We start from the raw sequence: 25,748 nt of genomic DNA on the forward strand, positions 1-25,748 counted from the left end.
GAAACGGCAGGAATCCGTTGAGCCCAATATTGAAGAATCTTCTTGGTCGGTATTAGGAAAATGCCCGCAAAAGAGCGGGCATCGGAGGTGCCAAGGGATGTCAGCACGTAACGCGACCATAAATATCCTGGAAGCGTACGATGTCATCCTCGCCAAGATAATCACCGCTCTGCACCTCGATCAGCACGAGATCGATTACTCCGGGATTCTCCAGCCGATGTTTGTGTCCCGCGGGGATGAACGTCGATTCATTGCTGTTGAGCATCATGGTGCTGTCGCCGTTGACCACTTGAGCCATGCCGGTGACCACGATCCAGTGCTCGCTGCGGTGATGATGCATTTGCAGCGACAGCGATGCTCCCGGCTTGACCACGATGCGCTTGATCTTGAAGCGGTGGCCTTCCTCAAGTGTGGTGTAGGTGCCCCAAGGGCGGTGTACCGTGCGGTGCAGAAGGTGGGCGCTGTGGCCGTTCTTTTTCAGCTGCGCCACGATCTGCTTGACGTCTTGGGTATGCTCCTTATGCGCGATCAGCAGTGCGTCCGGAGTATCCACGACAATGAGGTTCTGTACTCCGACCAGAGCGGCAAGGCGTTCAGGGCTGTGCACATAGTTGTTATTGGCGCCATGGACCAGCACTTCGCCTTCGCAGCGATTGCCGTTTGTGTCTTCCGGCGTCAGTTCGCTCAGGGCGTTCCAGGAACCGATATCGCTCCATCCCAGATTGCAGGGGACGGTGGCCACTTTCGAAGAGCGCTCCATCAGTGCGTAGTCGATCGAGATGTCTGGGACGTTCTTGAACAGGTCGCCTTCAAGCGACAGGCAGCGATGAGCGGGGGCCTCTGTCAGGCGGGATTGCTCAAGGGTGGCCTCTACGGCTTCGTGCACCTCAGGGGCGTGGATCTTCATCTCGTCGATCAGAGTGCCCACTCGGAAGCAGAACATGCCCGAGTTCCAGAAGTAATTGCCTGCAGACAGGTACTCTTCGGCCTTCTCCAGGCTCGGCTTCTCAACGAAGCGTTTGACCTTCCGGCCGCCATCAAGGACATCGCTGTCACTTTCGATATAGCCGAAGCCGGTCTCAGGGTACTGCGGCTCAATGCCAAAGGTGACGAGCCAGCCGGCGCCTGCCAGGCGCGTCGCATTGGCGACTGCTTCAGCGAACGCATCGGTGTGTTTGATCAAATGGTCCGCAGGCAAAACCAGCATCAGCGCGTCCGGGCCGTGGGCCTGACTCAATTGCAGCGCAGCGGAAAGAACAGCAGCAGCGGTATTGCGGCCAAACGGCTCCAGCACGTAGCTCAGGCAGGTGGCCTGATGCTTGAGGGCGCGGTATTCGTCTTCGGTCTTGAAAAACAGTTCGCGGTTGGTGACGGTCATTACTTCCGACACGCTATCCAAGGCAAGGGCGCGGAGCAGTGTCTTCTGCAAAAGATTCTGCCCATCGGGAAGGGGCATGAAGGGTTTGGGGTGCGCTTCGCGCGAAACTGGCCACAACCGGCTGCCTGCGCCGCCGCAAATGATCACTGGGATCAGCATCTATGAAAATTCCTTTGCAAAAGTCGTCCTGCGCCACGTCGCTTGATAACGGGGCGATCCAGTGGATAACGGCACCCGTGCTCACGGCGAGCGCGTAAGACTACCGCAATGAGTACAGATGCTCCTAGAGCATCCGACCATTGAATCGGTCATACGCAACTACTCCAGCGATTGGAGTGCGTGGAAATGATTCAGTTCAAAAATGCAAAAACCCACCGACGGGTGGGCTTTTGAGAATGGTGCCGGCACCAGGAATCGAACCCGGGACCTACTGATTACAAGTCAGTTGCTCTACCAGCTGAGCTATACCGGCAAGGAGGGGCGCCATTATAGTCACGTCGCCGGGGGTGTAAACCACTGATTTGTCAGAATGATCCGCAGTTTTGGTCAGTGCCCTCCGGCGGTCGCTGCGCCGGGCTTGGCGCCGAAGGGGGGCTTGGCCAGGCAGATGACGACCAGCATGGCAAGGAACAACCAGCCGAGCAGGGTGAAGTAGTCGATGGTGCTGATCATGTAGGCCTGGCTTTCCACCATGCGCTCCAGCAAGGCAGCGCTGTGCTGGCCGGGGCCGCCGAGTTGTTCGACGGTGGTGCGGGTGGCCGGGTCGTACTGGCTGAGGTTCTCGGTCAGGTAGGCGTGGTGCATGGTGGCGCGGCGGTTCCAGATCCAGGTGGTGAGCGACGCGGCGAAGCTGCCGGCCAGCGTCCGCAGGAAGGTCGCAAGACCGGAGCCGTCGGCGATCTGGTCCGGCGGCAGGTCGGATAGCAGGATGCTCAGGATCGGCATGAAGAAGAACGCCACGCCCAGGCCCATGAACATCTGCACCATGGCGATGTGCAGGTAGTCGACTTCGGTGGTGAAGTCGGCGCGCATGAAGCAGGTTGCCGCCATGGCGAGGAAGGCCAGGCCGGCGAGCAGGCGCAGGTCGAAGTTGTTCGCGTAGCGCCCGACCAGCGGCGAGAGGAACACCGGCAGGATGCCGATCGGCGCGGCTGCAAGGCCCGCCCAGGTCGCCGTGTAGCCCATCTGCGTCTGCAGCCACTGCGGCAGCAGCAGGTTCATGCCGAAGAAGCCCGCGTAGCCGCCAACCAGCGCCAGGGTTCCCACGGTGAAGTTGCGGTGCACGAACAGTCGCAGGTTGACGATCGGGTGCTTGTCGGTCAGCTCCCAGATCACGAAGACCGCCAGGGCGATCACCGCGATCACCGTGCCGCCGATGATGAAGCCGGATTCGAACCAGTCCAGGTCGTTGCCCTTGTCGAGCACGATCTGCAGGGCGCCGACGCCGATCACCAGCATCGCCAGGCCCATGTAGTCCATGGGCGCGTGTTTGATCACCACTGGGCGGGCGCGCAGTTGCTGGTAGACGACCATGGCGGCGAACAGGCCGATGGGCACGTTGATGAAGAAGATCCACGGCCAGCTGTAGCTGTCGGTGATCCAGCCGCCGAGGATCGGCCCGGCGATGGGCGCGACCACCGTGACCATCGCCAGCAGCGCCAGCGCCATCCCCCGTTTCGCCGGCGGATAGATGGAGATCAGCAGTGTCTGGGTGATCGGGTAGAGCGGCCCGGCGACGAAGCCCTGGATGGCGCGGAATCCCACCAGCATGCCCATCTGCTGCGCGACGCCGCAGAGGAACGAGGCGATCACGAAGAGCAGGGTGGCGGCGATGAACAGCCGCACCTCGCCGACCTTGCGGCTGAGCCAGCCGGTCAGTGGCAGGGCGATGGCGTTGCTCACCGCGAAGGAGGTGATGACCCAGGTGCCCTGCTCGGAGCTCACCCCGAGGTTGCCGGAGATGGTCGGCAGGGCGACGTTGGCGATGGTGGTGTCGAGCACCTGCATGAAGGTCGCCAGTGACAGGCCGATGGTGGCCATGACCAGGCTGGGCGGGCTGAAGCTGCTGCTGTTGGGCTGGCTCATGGCGGCGGGCAGATCAGCGCTGGGCGGTGCGATGGTTGGCGTCGGCCAGGTTGGCCTGGATCAGCTTTTCGATCAGTTGGTCGGCCGATGCCAGTTGCTCCTGGTACACGTCGGTGGAGAACACCGCCTGGTGCGGCGGCTGCTGGGCCAGGGCCGGGCCGCTCTGGTCGTGCAGGCTGACGTTGACGTCCATCGACAGGCCGATGCGCAGCGGATTCTTCGCCAGCTCCTCGGCATTGACGCGGATGCGCACCGGCACGCGCTGGACGATCTTGATCCAGTTGCCGGTGGCGTTCTGCGCCGGCAGCAGGGAGAAGGCGCTGCCGGTGCCGACCCCGAGGCTGTCCACGGTGCCGGAATACTTCACGTCGCTGCCGTAGAGGTCGGAGCGGATCTCCACCGGCTGGCCGATGCGCATGTGCTTGAGCTGGGTTTCCTTGAAGTTCGCGTCGATCCACACCTGGTCCAGCGGGATCACCGCCATCAGCGCGGCGCCCGGCTGCACGCGCTGGCCGACCTGCACGGTGCGCTTGGCGACGTAGCCGGTGACGGGCGCGATGATGACCGCGCGAGCGTCGTCCAGGTAGGCCTGGCGCAGCTTGGCGGCAGCGGCTTTGACGTCAGGGTGCGAGGCGATCACGGTGTCATCCACCAGGGCGCGGTTGGTGTCCAGTTGCTGCTCGGCATTGGTCAGCGAACTGCGTGCCGTATCCAGGGCGTCGCGGGCGTGGGCCAGTTCCTCCTGGGAGATGGCGCCGTCGTTGGCGAGGTTCTGGCGGCGCTTGAAGTCGGCCTCGGCCTTGGCCAGGGCGACCTTCTTGGTGGCGACGTCGGCCTTGTAGCCGTCGACATTGCTGAACAGCCCGCGCACCTGGCGCACGGTGCGCGCGAGGTTGGCCTCGGCCTGCTGCAGGGCGATGTCGGCGTCGCTGGGGTCGAACTTCACCAGCACCTGGCCCTTCTGCACCAGGTCACCGTCGTCGGCACCGATGCTGACCACGGTGCCGGTGATCTGGGGGGTGATCTGTACCACGTTGCCGTTCACGTAGGCGTCGTCGGTATCCTCGTGCCAACGGCCGTAGAGGACTTCCCAGGCGACGCTGGCGAGGCCGGCCAGGATCACGACGGCGAGCAGGATCAGCAGCCAGCGTTTGCGCTTGGGATTGCTGTTGGGCGTCTCTTGGGTGGCGGTGCTCATGTCGATGCCTCGTTCAATGCGCGGCGGCCGCGCTCGCCTGGGCGAGCGGGGCGGAGGTGGAAGGGGTGTCGGGCCGGTAGCCACCGCCCAGGGCCTGGACCAGTTGCACCGAGAGGTCGATGCGCTGGGCGTCCAGGTTGGCCAGCTGGCGCTCGGCGAGGAGCAGCTGCTGCTGCACGCTGAGGGCGTCGAGGTAGTTGCCGACGCCTTCGCCGTAGCGGCGCATGGCCAGGTCGAAGTTGGATTTGGCGATGTCGCGGGCATCGCGCTGGTCGTCGATCTGCTGCTCCAGCGAGCGCAGCTTGCCGAGGTCATCGGTGACTTCGCCGAGGGCGTTGACCAGGGTCTTGTTGTACTGCGCGACGGCCAGGTCGTAGTCGGCGTCCTTGCCGGCCAGGTTGGCGCGCAGGCGCCCGCCGTCGAAGATCGGCAGGGAGATCGCCGGGGCGACCTGGAAGAACCGGCTCGGCGCCTTCAGCACGTCGCTGGTGTGCAGGGCGGCCAGGCCGACCATCGCGCCCAGGTTCACGTTGGGATAGAACTCGGTCTTCGCCGAATCGATGCTTTTCGACGCGGCTTCGACGCGCCAGCGCGCGGCGACGATGTCCGGGCGGCGGCCCAGCAGTTCGGCCGGCAGGTTCGATGGCAGGCTCAGCGCGCCGGGCTTGAGCACCTGCGGGCGCTGCAGCTCCTGGCCACGGTCCGGGCCCTGGCCGAGCAGGACGGCGAGGGCGATGCGGTCGCTGGCGATCTCCTGTTCCGCGGCAGCCAGTTGCTGCTTCGCGCTGGCGACCTGGGACTGTGTCTGTTGCAGTTGGACCTTGCTGTCCAGCCCCGCGTCCATGCGCTTCTGGCTGAGCTGGAAGAGGTGCTGGGAGCGCTCCAGCTCATCGCGCGCCAGATCGCGGGCGACAAACGCGTGGGCCAGGTTGCTGTAGGCGCGGGCCACGTTGGTGGAGAGTGTGATCGCAGCGGCCTGGCGATCGACTTCGGCGGCGTTGGCCTGGCCGAGGGCGGCTTCCCAGGCATCGCGTTGGCCGCCCCAGAGGTCGAGGTCGTAGCTGAAGCTCAGCGACAGGTATTTCACGGCCGAGTAACGGCCGCCGGTCGGCGCCGGCAGGACGCTTTCGGGGGCGCGAATGCCGGCGTAGCTGGCGTTACCCTTGACGCTGGGCAGGCGTTCGGCATCCTGCGCCTGGGCCGCGGCGATGGCCTGGCGGGCGCGGGCGCTGGCGATGTCCAGGTCCGGCGTGCCCTGCAGGGCTTCGTTGATCAGGCTGTCCAGTTGCGGGTCGCCCAGGCTGGTCCACCAGTGTTCGCTGGGCCAGGCGGCGGGCGACAGCGCTGTGCCGTCGAGGCTGGCCGGGTCAACGGACTTGCCGCTGGTGCCGAGGCCCGAGTAGCTGACGCAACCCGACAGCCCCAGCAGGGCCGCGAATACGGCGGCTGGCAGCAGGGCGATGCGGAGGTGGCTCATGGTCTTTGCTCCTGCGCCGCGCAATGAGCCCCGGCGCCGTGGGCTCGCAGGATCTTGTCGAGCAGGCCGGTGAGGGTTTGCAGTTCATCGCGGGAAAGACCGCCGACCAGCTCGTTCATCGCCGCGGCGGCGATGCGCGGGGCCTCGTCGTTCACTGCCTGGCCTGCGCGGCTCAAGCTCAGCCGCACGCTGCGGCGGTCGTTCTGGCAGGGCGCGCGAAGCAGCAAGTCCTTGCGCGCGAGCCGATCGAGCATGCGGGTCATGGAGCCGCTGTCGATGGACAGCTCGCGGCACAGCTCCGCGGGCGTATTGGCGCGGTCGTTGCCGATGAAGAACAGCACCTTGAACTGCGCGGCCGTGATGTCCAGGTGAGCCAGGTGCTTGTCCAGCAGGCGATCCTTGAGGATGGCGGTGGCGCCCAGCAATTGGCCGATGGAGCCTTTGAACGGGAAATCAGCGACGTCGTAATGATTCATGTCAAAACAGATGGCTGCTTAGGCAGTGAAATGTTTCGAAATGATACTGCCTAGGCAGCGATTAACAAGATTCGATTGTCGCGATTACGCAACAATCCGTTCGAAGAAGCGCCATTGGAGCGGGAATTACAACAGGAATGGCTGATTTCCTACGACCTTGTCGGCCCTTTATGCACAACGGCGAACGCTGTAGGGCAAAAAACGCATATGGGATGTGATCGCAATCACGATTGTTCGTAACTGTTTGTTTTTTAAAGAATATATTGGTGTGCTCAGAAAATGATCAGATCGCAGCGAGGCGGTCTGGAAGGACAGAAACGGGACTTTTTTCCGCAGTTACGAACAGAGTTATCCACAGGGGCTGTGAGTGAAGCCCTGGAACGCCCGTCTCAGATGCGTTCGGCGAGCAGCAGCAGGTTGCGTGGGGTCATGCGGGTGGCACAGAAGGCACCCAAGGTGGCGCGATAGCCCTGCTCTTCGAGGAACAATGCCCGGTCAAGCAGCAGCCACAATTCCATCGGCCGGCGGAACAGCCCGCGCACCAGTTCGAGGTTGCGTACCTGGGCCAGGCGTTGCCAGCCTTGGCTTTCCAGTTGCGGCCAGTCGAGGTCGTCGTGCAGGGCCAGGCCCTTGAGTGCGGCCAGCTCGCGGCAGTAGTCCGCGAAGGATTTGTCCAGCCAGGTCGGCGGCACGGAGGGAATGGGAAGGTAGGCGTCAACGCCGCGGACTTCCCGTTGCAGCAGGTCGAAGGCCAGCCGTCGCGCCATCGAGCCATCCCGCTGGCGGCGAACGCGGGCGCCGGCGGTCACGGTTTCTGCCAGTGGCAGGCGCAGGTCGTCGCGGGAGAGTTGCAGGGCCGATTGTTGCGCGGCCTGGGAGAGTGGTTGGTAGTGCTCGCTGTCGATGCGGTTGTAGCAGCAGGGCGCCACCGCGAGCTGGCGGCAGCCGCGGGTGCTGGCCAGTTGCAACAGGCGCACGTGCAGATCGCCGCAGGCGTGGAGGGCGACGGCGGTGTGTTCGGGCTGCAGATGCTGGCCGGCGTCGGGCGCCAGCACATCCTGCTGACGATGATGGGCGTGCAACCGAAGCCGGTCACTCAGGCGCTGGCCGTCTTCCACCAGGGCGTTGTCAAACTCCAGGCTCAGCAGCGGCGTGCCGTCGCGCGCCAGCAGGCGACCCAGGTGGCCCTTGCCGGCGCACCAGTCGAGCCACTGGCGCGGCGCCTCGGCGAATGCCAGGCGGCTGGCGAAGGCTTCGATCTGCTGCCACTTCCGCCCGGGCACATCGACGGTGAGCAGATTGGGCAACGCGCCCAGCGGCGTGCCGGGCAGCTCGCCGACGGCAGCCAGCTCGGCCGCCCTGGCAGCCAGCGCGGGGAAGGGCGCGGGAGCGTCGAGTTGCGCGGGGCTGTTGTGCGCCGCGTCGGCGTCCTCGAGGCTGCGGCGGCGCAGCCAGGCGGCCAGCTCGGGGTGATCGTGCTCCCACGGCAGCTCCAGCACGGTGAAGGGCTTGGGCCGCCACAGCGCCTGATTGGCCAGCAGGAAGCCATCCAGTGCCTGGAAGCGCTGGAGCAGGTTGGAGCCGGTCAGGGGCGCGTCGTTCGGGAGCACGGTGCGAGGAGGGCAAGCCACGGGGCGCGCATTATAACGGCCCCGTGGGCGGTCGGCGCGCCGGTCAGCGGCCTTGCATGGAGTCCACCTTCAGCCAGTGTTCCAGCAGGCGGAAGATGCGGGTCAGCAGCAGCGTGATGACCAGGTAGAACACCCCGGCCAGGCAGAAGAACAGCATGGCCTCGTAGGTGCGCGCGATGATGGTGCGCGTCATGCCCATGATGTCGAACAGCGTCACGGTGTACACCACGGCGCTGGCCTTGAGCATGAGGATCACCTCATTGCTGTAGGCCGGCATGGCGATGCGCGCCGCGCGCGGCAGGATGATGTGGAACAGCGCCTGGCGCCGGGACATGCCCAGCGCGCGGGCGGCTTCCACTTCACCCACCGGGATGGCGTGGATGGCGCCGCGCAGGATTTCGGCGATGTAGGCCGCGGTGTGCAGTGTCATGGTCAGCAGGGCGCACCAGTACGGGTCGCGCAGGTACGGCCAGAACGGCCCCTTGCGCACGCTCTCGAACTGGGCGAAGCCGTAGTAGACGATGAACAGCTGCAGCAGCAGCGGCGTGCCGCGGAAGAAGAAGATGTAGGTGTAGGGCACTGCGCGCACGTACCAGTGCCGCGAGGCGCGGGCGATGCCCAGCGGCACCGCCAGGCACAGGCCGGCGACCACGGCGATGGCCAGCAGCTCCAGGGTCAGCGTGGCGCCCTGGAGCATCTTCGGCAGCCATTTGAGGATCAGCTCGAAATCGGTCATAGCTCGTTCCTCACGAAGCCACGGCCGGCGCGACGCTCGAGGAAGTGCAGGGCGGCCATGATGAAGACGGTCAGGCCCAGGTAGATGAAGGCCGCGGTCATGTAGAAGGTGAAGGGTTCCTTGGTCGCGTTGGAGGCGACCTGGGCCTTGCGCATGATCTCGTCGAGGGTGATCAGCGAGACCAGTGCGGTGTCCTTCAGCAGAATCAGGTAGAGGTTGCCCAGGCCCGGCAGTGCCACGCGCCATACCTGCGGCAGCACGATGCGCCAGAAGATCCGCGGCGCGGAGAGGCCCAGCGCCTGGCCGGCTTCGCGGTGGCCCTTGGGGATCGCCAGCAGCGCGCCACGGAAGACTTCAGTGGCGTAGGCGCCAAAGCACAGGCCCAGGGCGCAGGTGCCCGCGGCGAAGGGCGAGAGGGCGAATTCGGGGTAGCCGAACAGGTTGCCGATGGCGTTCAGGCCGGTGACGGTACCGAAATAGATCATCAGTACCCAGAGTGTCTCGGGTACGCCGCGCACCACGGTGGTGTAGAAGCCGCCGAGCATGCGCAGGAAGGTGTTCTTCGAGGTCTTGGCGACGGCGCCGAGCAGGCCGAGGATCAGTCCGACGCAGACTGCGGCGAGCGAAAGCTTGAGCGTCATCCAGGTGCCGGCGATCAACTGATCGCCAAAGCCGTGCAGGTCGAAAATCATGGGGAGTCACGCCTGAAGGCGCGCGCCGCCCGGGACGGGCGGCGCGGCACGTGCATCAGTAGATGCTGAAGGGGAAGTACTTGTCGTTGATCTTCTTGTAGGTACCGTCGTCGACGATTTCCTTCAGAGCGGCGTTCAGCTTGTCACGCAGCGGATCGCCCTTGCGCACGGCGATGCCGATCTTGTCGTTGTCGAACACCGGCTCGCCCTTGAACTCGAAGTCCTTGCCGGCGTCGCTTTTCAGCCAGTCGTACTGCACGAACTTGTCCGCCAGCACGCCGTCGAGGCGGCCCGAGGACAGGTCGAGGTAGGCGTTTTCCTGGGTGTCGTACAGCTTGATGGTGACGGTGTCAGCCATGTTGTCTTCGAGCCAGGTGCCGGCGATGGTCGCGCGCTGCGCGCCGATCACCTTGCCTTTCAGGTAACCCTTGTCGGTCTTGAAGTCGGTCGACTTGGGCGCCACGAACTGCAGCTTGTTGGTGTAGTAGGGGTTGGTGAAGTCCACCGCCTGCTTGCGCTCGTCGGTGATCGACATGGAGGCGACGATGAAATCGAACTTCTTGGCGTTCAGGGCGGGGATGATGCCGTCCCAGTCGGAGGTGACGACGTCGCACTCGGTCTTCATCTTGGCGCACAGCGCCTTGCCGATCTCGATGTCGAACCCGACGACCTGGCCGCTGGCGTCGATACCGTTGAAGGGCGGGTAGGCGCCTTCGGTGCCGATGCGCAGTTTGTCCGCGGCGATGGCCTGGCTCCCCAGTGCGAAGGTGGCCGCGATAGCCAGAACGATCTTCTTATAGTTGTTCATGCAGTGATGCTCCGTTAGCGGTGGCTGGACATGAATTGTTTACAGCGTGCCGATTGCGGGTTGTCAAATACCTGCTGCGGCGGTCCCTGCTCTTCTACCAGGCCCTGGTGGAGGAACACCACCTCGCTGGATACCTGGCGTGCAAAGTTCATTTCATGGGTGACCAGCAGCATGGTGCGACCCTCGTCGGCGAGCGCGCGGATAACGTTAAGCACTTCCTGGACCATTTCCGGGTCCAGTGCCGACGTCGGCTCGTCGAAGAGAATGACCTTGGGCTGCATCGCCAGGGTGCGGGCGATGGCGGCGCGTTGCTGCTGGCCGCCGGAAAGCTGCGCGGGGAAGCAGTGGCGCTTGTCGGAGATGCCCACCTTGGCCAGCAGGGCCTCGGCAATCTCGGTGGCTTCGGCGCGGGTCTTGCCCAGCACGCGGCGCGGGGCCTCGATGATGTTGTCGAGGATGCTCATGTGCGGCCAGAGGTTGAAGTTCTGGAAGACGAAGCCCAGTTCGCTGCGCAGCCGGTTGATCTGCTTGCTGTCGGAGGCGATGAGTGAGCCGTCCTTGGACTTCTTCAGCTTGAGCTCTTCACCGGCGACCAGGATCTGGCCCTGGTGCGGGTTCTCCAGCAGGTTGATGCAGCGCAGGAACGTGGATTTACCGGAACCGGAGGAGCCGAGGATGGAAATCACATCGCCGTCGCGGGCGGTCAGGGAAATGCCTTTGAGCACTTCCAGGTCACCGTAACGCTTGTGCAGGTTACGGATTTCCAGTGCGGGTATGGCCGTGGCCATAGGGGGCTCCTCTTTTGTTATTCGGACGCTTTCGCAGCGGGGTTACTGCAGAATCGGGGCCATCCTGGCGAGGGGCAACCTAACACGCACTCCAGAGTGCGCCAAGCGCCCATCTGCCGCGGTCGTCGGCTGTAGTGGCAAGTTGTCGCATTGCCGCTCGGCGTTGTCGCCTGGGCTGAACTAGCCGCGCCGGATGAGGGCATCAGGTGGGCGCGGGGGCGCGATAGTGCCAGTTTGGACCGGCCAGTAAAAGTCCGGCGGCCCTGGGGCCGCCGGATCGCGTTACTGCATCATCTGCCGCAGCTGCGGGTTGGGATCGTCCAGCGTCTCGGCCGGGGTGATGTCGTCCTGGCCTTCCGGCGGCTGGCTGGCCATCAGGTTCGGGTGGCCGGACAGGCGCGGGATCGGCAGCGGCTTGGCGTCGGCGAGCCCGGTGCCGCCGGACCCGGTGGCATTGATCGTCGACTTGCGCGGCTGGGTCAGTACATGGAAGTCGGTGATTTCGATCACGCCCTTGCCTTCGGCCAGCAGGTGGAAGGAGAACGCCTTGCGTGCCTCCTCGTTGTCGAAGCCGAAGGTCACTTCCAGCGGCTGGTTGCGCTTCACCAGCGGGAAGTCCGGCATCTGGATGGGCACCGGTTTTTCGAAGGAGCGCGTCTTGAGCGTCACCTTCGCGCCATTGGCGTCCATCTGGATCGCGCGGATCTTCAGGCGCACCGTGGTGTGGGTGTTGGCCGGGAATTCCAGGTACTGCGCGCCGATCAGGTTGTCGGTGTACTCGTTGTCGATCTGCGGCTTCAGGCGGATGCGCTCCTTGGTGGCGAACTGGTATTCGCGCGCCGACTGCGCCTTGGTCACCGACTGGTCGAGGAGGTCCGCGCGGGCGGTCATCAGGCGCGCGTCGCGGCCGCTGAAACGGCCTTCGAACTTGGCGGTGTCGGCGATGAAGCCATCGCTCTGGTAGCGCCGGCACACCTGCTGGAAGTCGCACTCGGTGAAGGTGCCCTTGCCGTCGTGGTAACGCTGCATGCCGTTGGTGAACGACACCATCTCGCGGCCCGTGCTGTATTCACGGAACAGCGAGCGGCCGGCGATATCCTGGGGCGCCTTGATGGCGAAGTAGTCCAGCACCGAGGACTCCAGGTCGACGTGGCCGTAGACGCCCGCCTTCACCGGCGGCAGCGCGGCCTGTTCCGGTGCAAGGATCAGGTTCAGGCCCCAGGCCGAGGCAAGGCGCACGTTGTCGATGCCGTGGGATTCGTCGGAGGTGACGATCACCAGGGTGTCCTTGAGGACGCCTTTCTCTTCCAGCCCCTTGAGGAACGCATCGACGGCGTCGTCCAGGTAGGCCACCGCCGCCTGGCGCGGCGTCGGGTACTTGGCCAGGTATTCGGGCGTGGCCGAATAGGGCTGGTGGGTGCCGACGGTGAGCAGCGTCAGCATCCACGGCTCTTTCTTCTGGCGCAGTTGGCCGACGTAGTCCAGGGCGCCCTCGAAGAAGGCCTTGTCATCCATGCCCCAGGCGAATTCCAGGTAGGGCTTCTTCTTGAACCAGTCGCGGCCCAGGGTCTTGTCGAAGCCCATGGCCGGCATGACCTTGTCCTTGGCCATGAAGCGCAGCCCGGCGCCCTGCAGGAAGTGGGTGCTGAAGCCGGCCTGGTGCATCTGCGCCGGCAGGCATTCGGCGGCGCGGGTCGGGTTGCCCAGCAGCTCGACGCCCTTGGGCGTGCCGTTGTCCAGCTTGCTGTAGTCGCCGCAAAGCATGGCGTAGAGGCCGCGGATGGTCTGGTGGCTATGCACCACGTAGTCCGGGGTGGTCATGGCGCGCTCGGCCCAGGTGCTCAGGCGCGGCATCATGGATTCTTCGTAGCTGCTGCTCAGCGCCGCACGGTTGGTGGCGACGTAGGCGCCGGGAATCCCCTCCATGGCGATGATCAGCACGTTCTTCGCCTGGCCGCGGCCGGCCAGCAGCGGGGTGCCGTTGAGATCGTGCTGGGTCAGGCCGGTGACATCCGGGCGGACTTCCGGCAGGTCGCGGTCGCGCCAGTCCTGGTAGGCCATCTCGCCACCGGTGATGGCGCGCGAGACGAGCTGGTGGGGCAGGTTGAACTGCTTCCACATCTCCGCATCGCTGGGCTGGACGTACTGCACGCCGGCATGGGCGGCCAGGAGTGCGGCCGGCACGGCGTAGGCGTAGCGCGGCAGGGCCTTTTCGCGGCGGCGCCAGAGCAGGGCGCAGAGCAGGATGCCCGCACCGATCAGGATCGCCAGGTGCAGGTGGTTCAGGCCACCGCCCTCGGTGGAGTTGGCGACGAAGGTCGGGTCGGCGAGGAAATGCAGGTCTTCCGGCGCAGGCATGCGGCCCACGGCGCTGACCAGCTCGGCTGTGCCGATGACCGACAGCGCCCAGATGAGCATGACCGGAATCGCGATGAACAGTCGGCGGTTGTGCAGCGCGACGACCAGCAGCGTGCCGAGCGCGAGGTCCGACAGGTAGCCCAGCGGGGAGCCCCAGCCAAGGCTGTAGCGGCCGATCACCGGCACCAGCAGGAAGAGGGCAGACAGGGAAACCAGGTTACCCCGGGAATTCCACCAGCTTATGAGTTTGCGCACAGTGACTCCGCTACGAAACATCGAATCCCGGAGGGTATCCCACTGAATGGCGAGAATCGTCCGGATGGTCATGATTCTGAAAGATCGATGTGCTACGTGCCAGTAGACACTGCAGTTAAGCAAACATTCGATACGAATCGTCGGGGCGGTGAGACGGGGGAGTGACTTGTGCGGAGCGCAATGAAAAAGCCCCTGAAATCTCGCGATTTCAGGGGCTTTCGGAAGGCTTGGTGCCCAGGGACGGAATCGAACCGCCGACACGGGGATTTTCAATCCCCTGCTCTACCAACTGAGCTACCTGGGCAACGTGGCGCGCATTAAAAGGGTTTTCGGAAGGGGTGTCAAGCGTGCCGCGAAAAAATTTTTCAAATAATACCGAAGCTTACGCGCTGGGCGGGACGTAGCCCTCGGCCTGGGCGTATTCCTCGCCGGAGAGGAACTTGTCCATCTCGGCAGTGAGGAACTTGCGATCCTCGGCATTCATCATGTTCAGGCGACGCTCGTTGATCAGCATGGTCTGGTGCTTCTGCCATTCATCCCAGGCTTTCTTCGAGACGTGCTCGTAGATGTCCTGGCCCTTGGCGCCGGGGTAGGGCGCGCGATCGAGGCCGGGCAGCTCTTCTTTGTACTTGCGGCACATCACCAGTCGGGTCATGACATTTCTCCTGCATTCAACACATCGGCGGCTCGTTTGAGCAGCTTCTTCACCGGGGCGGCAAGGCCGAGCCGCGGCGGGGTGGCGAGGTTATACCAGAGCCAGTCGGCCTCGGCCACGGCGGGCGCCGCGTCCTCGACGCGCACCAGCCAGGGCTCGATGGCCAGCTGGAAGTGGCTGAAGGTGTGGGTCAGGCCGGGCAGCTCGCGGCGCTCGCCCAGGCGCAGGGCATGGCGCTGGGCCAGCGGGTCGAGCGCGGCCAGGTCGTCCAGCTCAGGGAAGCTCCACAGGCCGCCCCAGAGACCGGTCGAGGGGCGACGGTAGAGCAGGATGTCGCCCTCGCGGTTGGCCAGGATCGGCATCAGCGTGCGCTTCTGCGGCAGTGCCTTGCGTGGCTTGGACACCGGGAAGTCGGTCTCGCGGCCGAGGAAGTGCGCACGGCAGCCCTCGCGCAGCGGGCAGAGCAGGCAGCTCGGCTTGCTGCGGGTGCAGAGGGTCGCGCCCAGGTCCATCATCGCCTGGGTGTAGTGGTTGACCCGCTCCTGCGGCGTGAAACGCTCGGCGGCCTCCCATAGCTGCTTGGCGACCTTGGGTTCGCCCGGGTAGCCCTCGCAGGCGAGGTAGCGCGCCAGCACGCGCTTGACGTTGCCGTCGAGGATCGGTGCACGCAGGCCCATGGAAATGCTGGCGATGGCGCCAGCGGTGGAACGGCCAATGCCGGGCAGCTCGGCGAGCTGCTCGACGTCGCGGGGGAACTCGCCGCCGTGCTGCTCCATCACCGTCTTCGCGGTCTTGTGCAGGTTGCGCGCGCGGGTGTAGTAGCCCAGGCCCGTCCACAGGTGCAGCACTTCGTCTTCCGGCGCGTTGGCGAGATCCGCCACGGTCGGCAGCGCGGTCATGAAGCGGTCGTAGTAGCCCATCACGGTGCTGACCTGGGTCTGCTGCAGCATGATTTCCGACACCCACACCCGGTACGGCGTGATGTTCTGCTGCCAGGGCAGGTCATGGCGGCCGTGCGTCTCGAACCAGTCGAGCACGGCCGAGTTGAAGCGTTGCGGTGTCACTTCTTGAACAGCCCTTTGAGTGCGTCTTTGAGTTCGGGACTGACCTTGTCGCCGAGCTTCTCTTCGATTTTCTGGTTCAGCCGGTCCCCGGCCAACCGTGCAGCGATCTTGCCGATGCCGTCCTTGTCCAGGCGGCAGGCCTTGGCACCTAGCTCCAGCGGGCCGCGGCAGCGCAGCGGCCATTCGATGCCGACGTAGCGCTGGTTCACCTCGCAGGCCGGGTCGGGCATGTCGCTCTTGTCACCTTCGATGGTGACGCCGACGCGGTAGTCCATGCCCAGCACGCGCAGGTCGATGTCGCCGTCGGCCTTGACGGAGAGGCCGGGAATGCTGGCCTTGAGGTCGGGGTTGCTGGCGACGCCATTCTTGAACACCAGGTTGCCCTGCAGCTCGTGGAACGGTGTGTCCTTGCCGCCATGTTCGCCGCTCAGCGACTTGCGGTTGAGCGTGGCGATGCCCTGGCACAGCTGCTGTTCGAGGTTGGCGTTGAGCAGCACGCCCTGGGCCAGGACGAAGTGGGCGGTGCCGTTGAGATTGTCGATCCAGGCCTTCTGGCTGTTGCCCTGGGTGGTGAGGTCGGCGTCGAGGTCGAGCAGGCCCTTCACCGGCGGCTTCTGGCCCTGGGATTCGAGCAGGCGCTCCACCGGCACGTCGGCGATGTGTTTCTTCGCCTGCAGGGTCGGCACGTCCTGGCCCACGTCAAGGGTGGCGCTGGCGTTGAACTTGCCGTCGTATAGCTCGCCACGCAGGTCGTCGAGATTCAGCAGGCCGCCCTGGCCGCGCAGCTTGAGCACGGCGTTGTCGATGGGCAGCTTGTCCAGGGTCAGTTGGCCGAGGTTCAGGTTGGCGTCCAGGTCCAGCGCGCGCAGGCGGGCGATGGGCAACAGCGGGGCGTCGCTCCAGGCCTGCTGGGTCGGCTGGCTGGGCAGCGGGGTGTCGCCCTTGATGGCGTTCTGTTCGGTGCTGGCGACTTCCGCCTTGCGCGCACTGTTGGTGGCGTCCTGGGCTTGCTTGACCTTGGCCGGCAGGTAGCGGTCCAGGTTCAGCTGGTCGCCGGAGAGTTGGGCACGGATCGCCTGCTTGCCGAAGTCGGCGATGCCGAGGTTGCCGCTGAAGCTGCTGTCGTCCAGCTTCAGCTTGATGTCACCCAGGGTCAGGCTGTTGCGGGTTCCGCTGATGCGGGTGGCCAGCTCCAGCTTGGTCAGGGTGTTGGCGTCGGCCATCTCCGGCAGGGTCTGGCCGATGCCCTGGAGGAATTCGCGCAGGTTGAACGGCGCCAGCGACAGGCCGCCGTCGAACTTGGGTTCCTTGTCCAGCTCGCGGGCCTTGATCTCGCCGAGCGCGCGCAGCTGGTTGACGGTGACCTTCAGGCCGTTCCACTCGGCGACCTGGGCGGCCTGGTCGAGCACCAGCTGGCCCTGGGCGCTGTAGCTCGCCGTCTTGCCCTGGAACGGGTCGCCGGAGACTTCGCCGGAGAGCTTGGCGTCTTCGAGCTGGTAGCGCTTGAGCGCGCGGTCGAAGCGCAGGCTGCCGGTCAGCTCGGTGCGCGCGCGGATCACCGGCTGGTTGGTGCCCAGGTAGGCGCTGAGCTTGAGCGGAATGTTGCTGCCCTCGCGGATGGCGCCGGTGGTCAGTTCGATGCCTTCGACGCTGTAGTTCTTGCCGCTCTGGGCGTCGGCGTAATCGATGCGGGCGTTCTTCACGCTCAGGCTGTCGATGTCCAGCTTCATGGCCTGGTGGGATTGCTGTGCGTCCGCCTTGGCCTGCTCGCTCGGCGCGGGCGCCGGTTGCGCGGCCGGCGATGAGCCGTTGGTGGCGTCGACGGGCTTGCCGATGCTTTCCCAGTTGCCGACGCCGTTCTTGTCCTTGTTAAGGGTCAGGGTCAGGCCTTCGACGCGGATGTCGCTCATCTGCACTTCCTTGCGCAGCAGCGGCAGCACGCGCACGGACATTGCCAGCAACTGCGCGTCGGCGAACGGCTGGTCCGGTGCCTGCAGGGTCGCCACGCTGGTGTCGTGCAGCTCCAGGCCCAGCCAGGGGAACAGGCTCCAGCCGATATCACCCTTGAGGTTCAGCTCGAGGTGGGCCTTGTCCCGGGCGAGCTGGCGGATCTCGTCCTTGTAGTCGTTCGGGTCGAAGAAGTGGGTCAGCACGAAGCCGGCAGCGACGATGAGCAGCAGCAGGACCAGGGCAATGATGCCGATGATTTTGCCGAACGCTTTCATGGACGGGTCCTTGTTCAGGCGACGGGTTGGAGTCGCGGGAAGTATACCAATGACGCAGCGGCGCCCCAGCCCGAATGGGCGGTGCCGGTGTTGCCGAGTTGGAACGGCGTGATCGCCAGCGGTTCCCGGTGGCGCCGGGATCAGGCCGGTTGCAGTGTCAGGCCCAGATGCCGCGCAAACTGTGCGGCCTGGGGTTGGTCGGCAGGCGCGCTCAGGCGCAGTGCGGCGCCCTGCAGCACAGCCAGGCGCTGCGCCTCTTCCAGTAGGCGGTGGGCCACGCCGCGGTAGCGGGTCACCTGGCGCACGCACAGGCGCGAAAGTCGCCAGGTTTCACCGTCGCGCTCGACCCAGGCGGCGCCCAGCAGGCGGTCATTGAAGCGCCCGGTGAACAGCCGGCCTTCGGCCAGGCCGCGTTCGACCAGTTCGCTGGCGTCGGCGAAGGGGGCGAGCAGCCATTGGGGCGCGTCGGCGTAGATCTTCAGCAGGTCCTGGCGGTCCTGGTCGCTGGGCTGGGTCAGGTGCTGGACGACGACGGGCATGGGCAATCCTCGGAAGGCGAGCCGCGCAGTGTAGGACGATCGGCCGGCGCCGACCACCGCCCATAGCCGCGCGGCGCCTGCCGCGCCTATAATGCCGGCCCTTCTTATAATTACGTGCAGTGTTAGCTGTGGAGCTGGTGATGGCCGAACGCAAGGCATCCGTCGCGCGCGACACCCTGGAGACCCAGATCAAGGTTTCCATCGACCTGGATGGAACGGGCAAGGCCCGCTTCGATACCGGGGTTCCCTTCCTCGAGCACATGATGGACCAGATCGCCCGCCACGGCCTGATCGACCTGGACATCGAGTGCAAGGGCGACCTGCATATCGACGACCACCATACCGTCGAAGACATCGGCATCACCCTCGGCCAGGCCTTCGCCAAGGCCATCGGCGACAAGAAGGGCATCCGCCGCTACGGCCATGCCTACGTGCCGCTGGACGAAGCGCTGTCGCGCGTGGTCATCGACTTCTCCGGCCGCCCCGGCCTGCAGATGCACGTGCCGTTCACCCGCGCCAGCGTCGGCGGCTTCGACGTCGACCTGTTCATGGAATTCTTCCAGGGCTTCGTCAACCACGCCCAGGTGACCCTGCACATCGACAACCTGCGCGGGCACAACACCCACCACCAGATCGAGACGGTGTTCAAGGCCTTCGGCCGCGCGCTGCGCATGGCCATCGAGCTGGACGAGCGCATGGCCGGCCAGATGCCGTCCACCAAAGGGTGCCTGTAATGCAGACGGTAGCCGTCATCGATTACGGAATGGGCAACCTGCACTCGGTGTCCAAGGCGCTGGAGCGCGTGGGCGCCGGGCGCGTGCTGGTGACCAGCGACGCCAACGTGATCCGCGAGGCGGACCGCGTGGTGTTCCCCGGCGTCGGCGCGATCCGCGACTGCATGGCCGAGATCAAGCGCCTGGGCTTCGATGCCCTGGTGCGCGAAGTCAGCCAGGACCGCCCGTTCCTCGGCATCTGCGTCGGCATGCAGGCGCTGCTGGAGCACAGCGAGGAAAACGACGGCGTCGACTGCATCGGCGTGTTCCCCGGCCAGGTGCGCTTCTTCGGCAAGGACCTGCACGAGGACGGCGAGCACCTGAAGGTGCCGCACATGGGCTGGAACGAAGTGGCGCAGAGCGTGGATCACCCGCTGTGGCACGACATCCCGAACCAGGCGCGCTTCTACTTCGTGCACAGCTACTACATCCAGGCCGGCAACCCGCGCCAGGTGGTCGGCCGCGGCCACTACGGCGTCGATTTCGCCGCCGCGCTGGCCGATGGCTCGCGCTTCGCCGTGCAGTTCCACCCGGAGAAGAGCCATACCCACGGCCTGCAGCTGCTGCAGAACTTCGCCGCCTGGGACGGTCGCTGGTAAGCCATGGCCCGTCAGAAGGACAAGCCGGCGATCCTCGAACTCGACGGCGCCCAGCGCCAGAGCGCGGCGCGGGCGATCCAGCGCTTCCTCGAAGACCGCTTCGAGCTGGACGTCGGTTCCTTCGAGGCCGAGGAGGCGCTGGACGTCTTCCTGCGCGAGCTCGGCCCGCTGTTCTACAACAAGGCGATCTTCGATGTGCAGGCTCACCTGAAAGACCGGTTCGAGAGCATCGAAAGCGACTTGTGGGCGCTCGAAAAGAGCTGACCCGACCCCATTCATCTTTGGATTCGAGCAGGTTCAACCCATGCTGATCATCCCCGCAATCGATCTGAAAGACGGCGCCTGTGTGCGCCTGCGCCAGGGCCTGATGGAGGACGCCACGGTGTTCTCCGACGACCCGGTGTCCATGGCCGCCAAATGGGTGGAGGGCGGCTGCCGCCGTCTGCACCTGGTGGACCTGAACGGCGCCTTCGAGGGCAAGCCGGTCAACGGTGACGTGGTCACCGCCATCGCCAAGCGCTACCCGAACCTGCCGATTCAGATCGGCGGCGGCATCCGCTCGCTGGAAACCATCGAGCACTATGTCCGCGCCGGCGTCAGCTACGTGATCATCGGCACCAAGGCGGTCAAGCAGCCGGAGTTCGTCGCCGAAGCGTGCAAGGCCTTCCCGGGCAAGGTGATCGTCGGCCTCGACGCCAAGGACGGCTTCGTCGCCACCGACGGCTGGGCCGAAGTGAGCGAAGTACAAGTCATCGACCTGGCCAAGCGCTTCGAAGCCGATGGCGTCTCCGCCATCGTCTACACCGACATCGCGAAGGACGGCATGATGCAGGGCTGCAACGTCGAAGCCACCGCCGCCCTGGCCAACGCCACGCGCATCCCGGTGATCGCCTCCGGCGGCATCCACAACCTGGGTGATATCCAGAAGCTGCTGGACGCCCGCACCCCCGGTATCGTCGGCGCCATCACCGGCCGCGCGATCTACGAAGGTACCCTGGACGTCGCCGAAGCACAGGCGCTGTGCGATCGTGAAGCGGCAAGCGGCAAGCCGTAAGCCACAAGCTCTTACTTGCAGCTTGAGGCTTGTCGCTTGAGGCTGCTTTCGGAGAAAGCAATGACCCTGGCTAAACGCATCATTCCCTGCCTCGACGTGGACAACGGCCGCGTGGTGAAGGGCGTCAAGTTCGAGAACATCCGCGATGCCGGCGACCCGGTGGAAATCGCCCGCCGCTACGACGAGCAGGGCGCGGACGAGATCACCTTCCTCGACATCACCGCCAGCGTCGATGGCCGCGACACCACCCTGCATACCGTCGAGCGCATGGCCAGCCAGGTGTTCATCCCGCTGACCGTGGGCGGCGGCGTCAGGACGGTGCAGGACATCCGCAACCTGCTCAATGCTGGTGCGGACAAGGTCTCGATCAACACCGCCGCGGTGTTCACCCCGGAGTTCGTCGGCGAAGCCGCCGCACGCTTCGGCTCGCAGTGCATCGTGGTGGCCATCGACGCCAAGAAAGTGTCGGCCCCCGGCGAAGCCCCGCGCTGGGAAATCTTCACTCACGGCGGCCGCAAGCCCACCGGGCTGGACGCGGTGGAGTGGGCGAAAAAGATGGAAGGCCTGGGCGCCGGTGAGATCCTGCTCACCAGCATGGACCAGGACGGCGTGAAGAGCGGCTATGACCTCGGCGTGACCCGCGCCATCAGCGAGGCGGTGGGCGTTCCGGTGATCGCTTCGGGCGGGGTCGGCAACCTGCAGCACCTGGCCGACGGCATCCTCGAAGGCAAGGCCGACGCGGTGCTCGCGGCGAGCATCTTCCACTTCGGCGAATACAGCGTGCCGGAGGCCAAGGCCTACCTGGCCAGCCGCGGCATCGTCGTGCGCTGATTCCCTCCGGGCCGGGGTTCTCCCGGCCCGCTGGCTCACCCTGAGCCACCCCTGCGTCCGCTGGGCGCATCCCCTGCTGCGCACGAAGCTTGCTAGCTGAAGGCTTCGGTCAAGGTAATGGCGGTTTCATATCCCATTGCCATATTCATAGGGTTTATTGGCGTCAAATCTCCGAGTAAGCTCTGCCGCTTCTCAGAAACGTCTTACGCAGGAATATCTCGATGCTGAAGCGCATTCTGCTCGCATGGCTAGGCTGCGGCCTGCTTCTGGCCTGCGCGGCAAGGGCTGAAACGGATTCTTCGGACTACAGCGTGGTGCTGCTCACCGAGAACTTCCCCCCGTACAACATGGCCATCAACGGCAAGAACTTCGCCCAGGAAGACAGCATCGACGGCATCGCCGTGGATATCGTCAAGGAGATGTTCAAGCGTGCCGGTGTGCCGTACAGCCTGACCCTGCGCTTCCCCTGGGACCGCATCTACAAGCTGGCGCTGGAGAAGCCCGGCTACGGCGTGTTCGTCACCGCGCGGCTGCCCGAGCGCGAGAACCAGTTCAAGTGGGTCGGCCCGATCGGCCCGGACGACTGGGTCCTGCTCGCCAAGGCGGACAGCACGATCACCCTGAACAACCTGGACGAGGCGAAGAAGTACCGCGTGGGTGCCTACAAGGGCGACGCCATGGCCGACTACCTCGCCAAGCACGGCTTCGAGCCGGTGCTGGCGCTGCGCGACCAGGAAAACGCCGGCAAGCTGCAGGAAGGCTCCATCGATCTGTGGGCCAGCGGCGACCCGGCCGGCCGCTACCTGGCCAAGCAGGTGGGCGTCACCGGCCTGAAGACCGTGTTGCGCTTCAACAGCGACCAGCTGTACCTCGCGCTGAACCGCGAAACCCCGGATGCGGTGGTGCAGAAGCTGCAGGGCGCCCTGGACAAGATGCGCGCCGAAGGCTTCGTCGACGACGTGCTCAACAGTTACCTGTAACACCCGAAGGCCGGCCACTCGCCGGCCTTCGCGTTTGGCGCCGACACCCCTCGGCGCCGGTTTGGCCATGGAAGGCAGACGAGCGAAGTAGTCCGTCCCCTCTGCAGGGATGCCGCAAGCCCAATAACGATAACCACGCGAGCGGTATGACCATGCTGAAAGTCCTGATCAAGACCCTGACCCTGGGTCTGTTGCTGGGGGCCGCCACGGCCCGCGCCGAGTTGCCCGCCGATTACAAGATGGTGCTGCTCACCGAGAACTTCCCGCCCTTCAACATGGCGGTGGACGACAAGAACTTCGCCCGCGATGACGGCATCGACGGTATCAGCGCCGACATCGTCCGCGAGATGTTCAAGCGCGCCGGCATCCAGTACACCCTGAGCCTGCGCTTCCCCTGGGATCGCCTGTACAAGCTGGCGCTGGACAAGCCCGACTACGGGCTGTTCTCCACCACCTACACCCCCGAGCGGGTGCCGCTGTTCAAGTGGGTCGGCCCGATCGCCAAGACCAACTGGGTCCTGCTGGCGCCGCCGGGCAGCACCATCAAGGTCAAGGACCTCAAGGACGCGGCCAAGTACAAGCTGGGCGCCTACAAGAACGACGCGGTCAGCCAGAACCTGGAAAGCCAGGGCATCCCGGTGATCAACGCGCTGCGCGACCAGGAAAACGTCAAGAAGCTGACCACCGGCGAGATCGACCTGTGGGCCACCACCGACCCGGTCGGTCGTTACCTGGCCAAGCAGGAAGGCGTGTCCGGCCTGCAGACCGTGCTGCGCTTCAACGAGGCCCAGTTGTACCTGGCGATCAACAAGGACACCCCCGACGAGGTGGTGGCGAAGCTGCAGAAGGCCCTGGACGAGATGCGCGCCGAGGGTTTCGTCGAGCAGGCGACGAATAACTATCTGTAAGCCTGCAGTCCGGGCACCCAGGTCCTACTGCTCTTTGTAGGAGCGAGCTTGCTCGCGAACCGCTCTCGGAAACTCTGGTGCCGGGGCTGTTCGCGAGCAAGCTCGCTCCTACGAAAAGCGTCCTGCGCTGGTTGAAAAGTTAGCGGTAGATCCCATCCCGCCCATGCCCCGCCATGGCGCGGTTGCCGCGTTCGGCGATCATCAGCGGCGGCTGCACCAGCTCGAAGCCCTGTGCCTTCAGGCTCGGCAGCACGCGCCTGAGCACCGCCAGGGTCGCCGGCTTCGGGTGGCCGATCATCACGACCGTGCCCTGCTTGCGCGCCAGGGCAAGGCCGCGCTGCATCTGCTCCAGCACCGCCGCTTCGCTCGGGTCGTCGTCGAGGAACACGTCCCGCGACAGGCTGGCGAGGCCGATCTTCTGCGCCTCGGCCGCGGCCACCGTGGCGGCGCTGGTGCGGCTGTCGAGCAGGAACAGGTGGCGCCGCTGCAGTTCGGCCGCCAGCCAGGCCATGGCCGGGCGGTCGGCGGTCATGCGGCTGCCTTCGTGGTTGTTCACGCCCTGTACGTAGGGCACCTTCGCCAGCGCGGCGTCGAGGCGGCGGGCGCGCTCGTCCTGGGTCAGTTCGGGGCGCCAGGCGTAGTCACCGCCGGCCGGGTCCATGGGCATGTGCAGCAGCACGGTGCGCCCGCGATGGTGCGCCTCGCGCGCCAATTCCGCGGCGTGGGGCGTGTCGGGGATGATCGCCAGGGCGATGGCGGGGGAGATGTCGAGCACCTGGCGATCGCGCGCCAGGTTCTGCCCGAGGTCGTCGATGACGATGCTCACCAGCGGCTTGCTGCCGTCCGGCCGGGGCGCGGCGGCCACCGGCTGGCACAGCAGCGCGCCCAGGCACAGGCCGAGCAGTAGCCGGGCCGGGCGCATCGGTCAGTTGTTGCCGCGGCTGACGCTGAGTCCTTTCAGCAGGCTGAGGGCTTGGCTGAGCTGGTAGTCGGCGTCCTGGGGGCGATCCACCGGCGCCTTGCCAGCGGCGGTCGGGCGGTCCTTGCCGCCGTTGCCGTTGGCCAGGTGGCCTTGCAGGTCGGCTTCCTTGAAGCCGTCGAAATCGCTCTGCTCGCGGGTCACCTTGGCGCGTTCCACCTCGATGTCCGGGGTGATACCCTGGGCCTGGATGGAGCGGCCGTTGGGGGTGTAGTACAGCGCGGTGGTGAGCTTCAGGGCGCGGTCGTTGTTCAGCGGCAGCACGGTCTGCACCGAGCCCTTGCCGAAGCTGTCGGTGCCCATGAGGATCGCGCGCTTCTGGTCCTGCAGGGCGCCGGCGACGATTTCCGCCGCCGAGGCGCTGCCGCCGTTGATCAGCACCACCAGCGGAACGCCGTCGCTCGGGTCGGCCGGGTCGGCGGAGAAGCGCAGCTCGGAGTTCGGGATACGGCCCTTGGTGTAGACGATCAGCCCTTTGGTGAGGAAGGCGTCGGCCACTTCCACCGCCGACTGCAGCACGCCGCCGGGGTTGTTGCGCAGGTCCAGCACCAGGCCCTTGAGCTTGCCCTTGTTGTCGTTGCGCAGCTTGGACAGCGCCTTGACGGTCTCTTCGCCCGTGTTCACCTGGAACTGGGTGATGCGCAGGTAGCCGTAGCCCGGTTCGAGCATCTGGCTGCGCACGCTCTTGACCTTGATGATGGCGCGCTTGAGTTCGACGTCGAACGGCTTGCCGCCGCCGCGAACGATAGTCAGGGTGATCGGCGAGCCGGCCTTGCCGCGCATGCTGTCCACCGCCTCGTTCATCGACTGGCCCTTGGTCGGCTTGCCGTCGATCTTGACGATCAAATCGCCCGGCTGGATGCCCGCGGCAGCCGCCGGGGTGTCGTCGATGGGCGAGATCACCTTGACGAAGCCGTCTTCGCTGCCGACCTCGATGCCCAGGCCGCCGAACTCGCCGCTGGTGCTTTCCTGCAGCTCGGCGAATTCCTCCGGGCCAAGGTAGGCCGAGTGCGGGTCGAGGTTGCTGAGCATGCCCTTGATGGCATTCTCCAGCAGCGTCTTGTCGTCCACCGGCTCGACGTAGGCCGCCTTCACCCGGTCCAGGACCTCGGCGAAGGTGCGCAGCTCATCGAGCGGCAGCGGAGCCTCCTTGCCGTTGGCCACGGGGGATGCGGCCGGCGCGTCGGCGGCCTGGGCCGCACCGACACCGAGCAGCAAGGCCAGGGCCAGGGTAGTGAGACGGAAAGCTTGCGACATGT

Annotated in this window: 24 protein-coding genes and 2 tRNA genes; 7 read left to right on the top strand and 19 right to left on the bottom strand. The window is 65.5% G+C overall.

The window, feature by feature from the left end; translation table 11 throughout:
- Positions 1–100: 100 nt before the first annotated feature.
- From ACNFIA_RS11100 to panM, 17 genes are all read right to left on the bottom strand, one after another.
- A complete protein-coding gene (locus ACNFIA_RS11100; protein WP_416784820.1) occupies positions 101–1,537 on the bottom strand; it encodes a mannose-1-phosphate guanylyltransferase/mannose-6-phosphate isomerase in 1,437 nt (478 codons plus the stop codon).
- A gap of 237 nt (positions 1,538–1,774) precedes the next feature.
- Positions 1,775–1,850: transfer RNA gene (locus ACNFIA_RS11105), tRNA-Thr, on the bottom strand.
- Positions 1,851–1,924: 74 nt separating this feature from the next.
- Positions 1,925–3,463 (bottom strand): DHA2 family efflux MFS transporter permease subunit, encoded by a 1,539-nt coding sequence (locus ACNFIA_RS11110; RefSeq protein ID WP_416784822.1) that lies wholly within the window; start codon positions 3,461–3,463, stop codon positions 1,925–1,927.
- Between the two features lie 13 nt (positions 3,464–3,476).
- Positions 3,477–4,661 (bottom strand): efflux RND transporter periplasmic adaptor subunit, encoded by a 1,185-nt coding sequence (locus ACNFIA_RS11115; RefSeq protein ID WP_416784824.1) that lies wholly within the window; start codon positions 4,659–4,661, stop codon positions 3,477–3,479.
- 13 nt (positions 4,662–4,674) lie between these two features.
- Positions 4,675–6,138, bottom strand: coding sequence for an efflux transporter outer membrane subunit (locus ACNFIA_RS11120; protein ID WP_416784826.1), 1,464 nt, complete (start codon positions 6,136–6,138; stop codon positions 4,675–4,677).
- Entirely contained in the window at positions 6,135–6,614 is a 480-nt protein-coding gene (locus tag ACNFIA_RS11125; RefSeq protein ID WP_259757882.1) for a MarR family winged helix-turn-helix transcriptional regulator, read from the bottom strand. Before ACNFIA_RS11125 ends, ACNFIA_RS11120 begins: the two co-directional genes overlap by 4 nt.
- 389 nt (positions 6,615–7,003) lie before the next feature.
- The gene (locus ACNFIA_RS11130) at positions 7,004–8,224 is read right to left on the bottom strand and encodes a methyltransferase (RefSeq protein ID WP_416785419.1); all 1,221 of its coding nucleotides are present in this window, start codon (positions 8,222–8,224) and stop codon (positions 7,004–7,006) included.
- 64 nt (positions 8,225–8,288) lie between these two features.
- Positions 8,289–8,981 carry an ABC transporter permease gene (locus ACNFIA_RS11135; RefSeq protein WP_416784829.1) on the bottom strand — a complete coding sequence of 231 codons (693 nt, stop codon included), beginning with the start codon at positions 8,979–8,981 and terminating at the stop codon, positions 8,289–8,291.
- Positions 8,978–9,673: an ABC transporter permease gene (locus tag ACNFIA_RS11140; protein WP_259757880.1), complete on the bottom strand. Its 696-nt coding sequence runs from the start codon at positions 9,671–9,673 to the stop codon at positions 8,978–8,980. The genes ACNFIA_RS11135 and ACNFIA_RS11140 overlap by 4 nt, the downstream gene beginning before the upstream one ends.
- Before the next feature lie 55 nt (positions 9,674–9,728).
- Positions 9,729–10,481, bottom strand: a complete 753-nt coding sequence (locus ACNFIA_RS11145) for an ABC transporter substrate-binding protein (RefSeq protein ID WP_236171132.1) — start codon at positions 10,479–10,481, stop codon at positions 9,729–9,731.
- 14 nt (positions 10,482–10,495) lie between these two features.
- Positions 10,496–11,269, bottom strand: coding sequence for an ABC transporter ATP-binding protein (locus ACNFIA_RS11150; RefSeq protein WP_259757879.1), 774 nt, complete (start codon positions 11,267–11,269; stop codon positions 10,496–10,498).
- 282 nt (positions 11,270–11,551) lie between these two features.
- Entirely contained in the window at positions 11,552–13,882 is a 2,331-nt protein-coding gene (locus tag ACNFIA_RS11155) for an LTA synthase family protein (protein ID WP_416784832.1), read from the bottom strand.
- 228 nt (positions 13,883–14,110) lie between these two features.
- Positions 14,111–14,186 (bottom strand) — tRNA-Phe (locus tag ACNFIA_RS11160).
- A gap of 78 nt (positions 14,187–14,264) precedes the next feature.
- The gene (locus ACNFIA_RS11165; protein WP_015479334.1) at positions 14,265–14,537 is read right to left on the bottom strand and encodes an oxidative damage protection protein; all 273 of its coding nucleotides are present in this window, start codon (positions 14,535–14,537) and stop codon (positions 14,265–14,267) included.
- Positions 14,534–15,601, bottom strand: a complete 1,068-nt coding sequence (mutY, locus tag ACNFIA_RS11170; RefSeq protein WP_416784834.1) for an A/G-specific adenine glycosylase — start codon at positions 15,599–15,601, stop codon at positions 14,534–14,536. The genes ACNFIA_RS11165 and mutY overlap by 4 nt, the downstream gene beginning before the upstream one ends.
- Positions 15,598–17,826, bottom strand: coding sequence for an AsmA family protein (locus ACNFIA_RS11175; protein ID WP_416784836.1), 2,229 nt, complete (start codon positions 17,824–17,826; stop codon positions 15,598–15,600). The genes mutY and ACNFIA_RS11175 overlap by 4 nt, the downstream gene beginning before the upstream one ends.
- Before the next feature lie 140 nt (positions 17,827–17,966).
- Positions 17,967–18,365 carry an aspartate 1-decarboxylase autocleavage activator PanM gene (gene panM / locus ACNFIA_RS11180; protein ID WP_416784838.1) on the bottom strand — a complete coding sequence of 133 codons (399 nt, stop codon included), beginning with the start codon at positions 18,363–18,365 and terminating at the stop codon, positions 17,967–17,969.
- A gap of 140 nt (positions 18,366–18,505) precedes the next feature.
- On the opposite strand from panM, the gene hisB reads away from it, so the two are divergent.
- The 7 genes from hisB to ACNFIA_RS11215 all read left to right on the top strand — a co-directional run bounded on the left by hisB (position 18,506) and on the right by ACNFIA_RS11215 (position 23,510).
- Positions 18,506–19,099, top strand: a complete 594-nt coding sequence (hisB, locus tag ACNFIA_RS11185) for an imidazoleglycerol-phosphate dehydratase HisB (protein ID WP_152226950.1) — start codon at positions 18,506–18,508, stop codon at positions 19,097–19,099.
- Positions 19,099–19,737, top strand: coding sequence for an imidazole glycerol phosphate synthase subunit HisH (hisH, locus tag ACNFIA_RS11190; protein ID WP_259757873.1), 639 nt, complete (start codon positions 19,099–19,101; stop codon positions 19,735–19,737). The genes hisB and hisH overlap by 1 nt, the downstream gene beginning before the upstream one ends.
- Positions 19,738–19,740: 3 nt before the next feature.
- Positions 19,741–20,001 carry a DUF2164 domain-containing protein gene (locus tag ACNFIA_RS11195; protein WP_416784841.1) on the top strand — a complete coding sequence of 87 codons (261 nt, stop codon included), beginning with the start codon at positions 19,741–19,743 and terminating at the stop codon, positions 19,999–20,001.
- A 40-nt stretch (positions 20,002–20,041) separates the two neighbouring features.
- Positions 20,042–20,791: a 1-(5-phosphoribosyl)-5-[(5-phosphoribosylamino)methylideneamino]imidazole-4-carboxamide isomerase gene (gene hisA / locus ACNFIA_RS11200; protein ID WP_416784843.1), complete on the top strand. Its 750-nt coding sequence runs from the start codon at positions 20,042–20,044 to the stop codon at positions 20,789–20,791.
- Positions 20,792–20,851: 60 nt separating this feature from the next.
- Positions 20,852–21,622: an imidazole glycerol phosphate synthase subunit HisF gene (gene hisF, locus ACNFIA_RS11205; RefSeq protein ID WP_416784845.1), complete on the top strand. Its 771-nt coding sequence runs from the start codon at positions 20,852–20,854 to the stop codon at positions 21,620–21,622.
- Between the two features lie 224 nt (positions 21,623–21,846).
- Complete coding sequence (locus tag ACNFIA_RS11210) at positions 21,847–22,602, top strand: substrate-binding periplasmic protein (RefSeq protein ID WP_416785422.1); 756 nt, start codon at positions 21,847–21,849, stop codon at positions 22,600–22,602.
- A 152-nt stretch (positions 22,603–22,754) separates the two neighbouring features.
- Positions 22,755–23,510, top strand: coding sequence for a substrate-binding periplasmic protein (locus tag ACNFIA_RS11215; protein ID WP_259757868.1), 756 nt, complete (start codon positions 22,755–22,757; stop codon positions 23,508–23,510).
- 139 nt (positions 23,511–23,649) lie between these two features.
- On the opposite strand, the gene ACNFIA_RS11220 is transcribed toward ACNFIA_RS11215, so the two are convergent.
- Positions 23,650–24,432: a divergent polysaccharide deacetylase family protein gene (locus ACNFIA_RS11220; RefSeq protein WP_416784847.1), complete on the bottom strand. Its 783-nt coding sequence runs from the start codon at positions 24,430–24,432 to the stop codon at positions 23,650–23,652.
- Positions 24,433–24,435: 3 nt separating this feature from the next.
- On the bottom strand, positions 24,436–25,746 hold the full coding sequence (locus tag ACNFIA_RS11225; protein WP_416784849.1) for a S41 family peptidase: 1,311 nt from the start codon (positions 25,744–25,746) through the stop codon (positions 24,436–24,438).
- Positions 25,747–25,748: the final 2 nt, after the last annotated feature.

This window comes from Pseudomonas sp. NY15437 (assembly GCF_048068435.1).
In the GTDB taxonomy this organism is placed as follows: Bacteria; Pseudomonadota; Gammaproteobacteria; order Pseudomonadales; family Pseudomonadaceae; genus Pseudomonas; species Pseudomonas nitroreducens_B.

Bases quoted from the DNA above. Each gene is read 5' to 3' on its own strand.
- ACNFIA_RS11100 (WP_416784820.1), bottom strand. From the start codon at position 1,537: ATGCTGATCCCAGTGATCATTTGCGGCGGCGCAGGCAGCCGGTTGTGG.
- ACNFIA_RS11110 (WP_416784822.1), bottom strand. From the start codon at position 3,463: ATGAGCCAGCCCAACAGCAGCAGCTTCAGCCCGCCCAGCCTGGTCATG.
- ACNFIA_RS11115 (WP_416784824.1), bottom strand. From the start codon at position 4,661: ATGAGCACCGCCACCCAAGAGACGCCCAACAGCAATCCCAAGCGCAAA.
- ACNFIA_RS11120 (WP_416784826.1), bottom strand. From the start codon at position 6,138: ATGAGCCACCTCCGCATCGCCCTGCTGCCAGCCGCCGTATTCGCGGCC.
- ACNFIA_RS11125 (WP_259757882.1), bottom strand. From the start codon at position 6,614: ATGAATCATTACGACGTCGCTGATTTCCCGTTCAAAGGCTCCATCGGC.
- ACNFIA_RS11135 (WP_416784829.1), bottom strand. From the start codon at position 8,981: ATGACCGATTTCGAGCTGATCCTCAAATGGCTGCCGAAGATGCTCCAG.
- ACNFIA_RS11140 (WP_259757880.1), bottom strand. From the start codon at position 9,673: ATGATTTTCGACCTGCACGGCTTTGGCGATCAGTTGATCGCCGGCACC.
- ACNFIA_RS11145 (WP_236171132.1), bottom strand. From the start codon at position 10,481: ATGAACAACTATAAGAAGATCGTTCTGGCTATCGCGGCCACCTTCGCA.
- ACNFIA_RS11150 (WP_259757879.1), bottom strand. From the start codon at position 11,269: ATGGCCACGGCCATACCCGCACTGGAAATCCGTAACCTGCACAAGCGT.
- ACNFIA_RS11165 (WP_015479334.1), bottom strand. From the start codon at position 14,537: ATGACCCGACTGGTGATGTGCCGCAAGTACAAAGAAGAGCTGCCCGGC.
- ACNFIA_RS11175 (WP_416784836.1), bottom strand. From the start codon at position 17,826: ATGAAAGCGTTCGGCAAAATCATCGGCATCATTGCCCTGGTCCTGCTG.
- panM (WP_416784838.1), bottom strand. From the start codon at position 18,365: ATGCCCGTCGTCGTCCAGCACCTGACCCAGCCCAGCGACCAGGACCGC.
- hisB (WP_152226950.1), top strand. From the start codon at position 18,506: ATGGCCGAACGCAAGGCATCCGTCGCGCGCGACACCCTGGAGACCCAG.
- hisH (WP_259757873.1), top strand. From the start codon at position 19,099: ATGCAGACGGTAGCCGTCATCGATTACGGAATGGGCAACCTGCACTCG.
- ACNFIA_RS11195 (WP_416784841.1), top strand. From the start codon at position 19,741: ATGGCCCGTCAGAAGGACAAGCCGGCGATCCTCGAACTCGACGGCGCC.
- hisA (WP_416784843.1), top strand. From the start codon at position 20,042: ATGCTGATCATCCCCGCAATCGATCTGAAAGACGGCGCCTGTGTGCGC.
- hisF (WP_416784845.1), top strand. From the start codon at position 20,852: ATGACCCTGGCTAAACGCATCATTCCCTGCCTCGACGTGGACAACGGC.
- ACNFIA_RS11215 (WP_259757868.1), top strand. From the start codon at position 22,755: ATGCTGAAAGTCCTGATCAAGACCCTGACCCTGGGTCTGTTGCTGGGG.
- ACNFIA_RS11220 (WP_416784847.1), bottom strand. From the start codon at position 24,432: ATGCGCCCGGCCCGGCTACTGCTCGGCCTGTGCCTGGGCGCGCTGCTG.
- ACNFIA_RS11225 (WP_416784849.1), bottom strand. From the start codon at position 25,746: ATGTCGCAAGCTTTCCGTCTCACTACCCTGGCCCTGGCCTTGCTGCTC.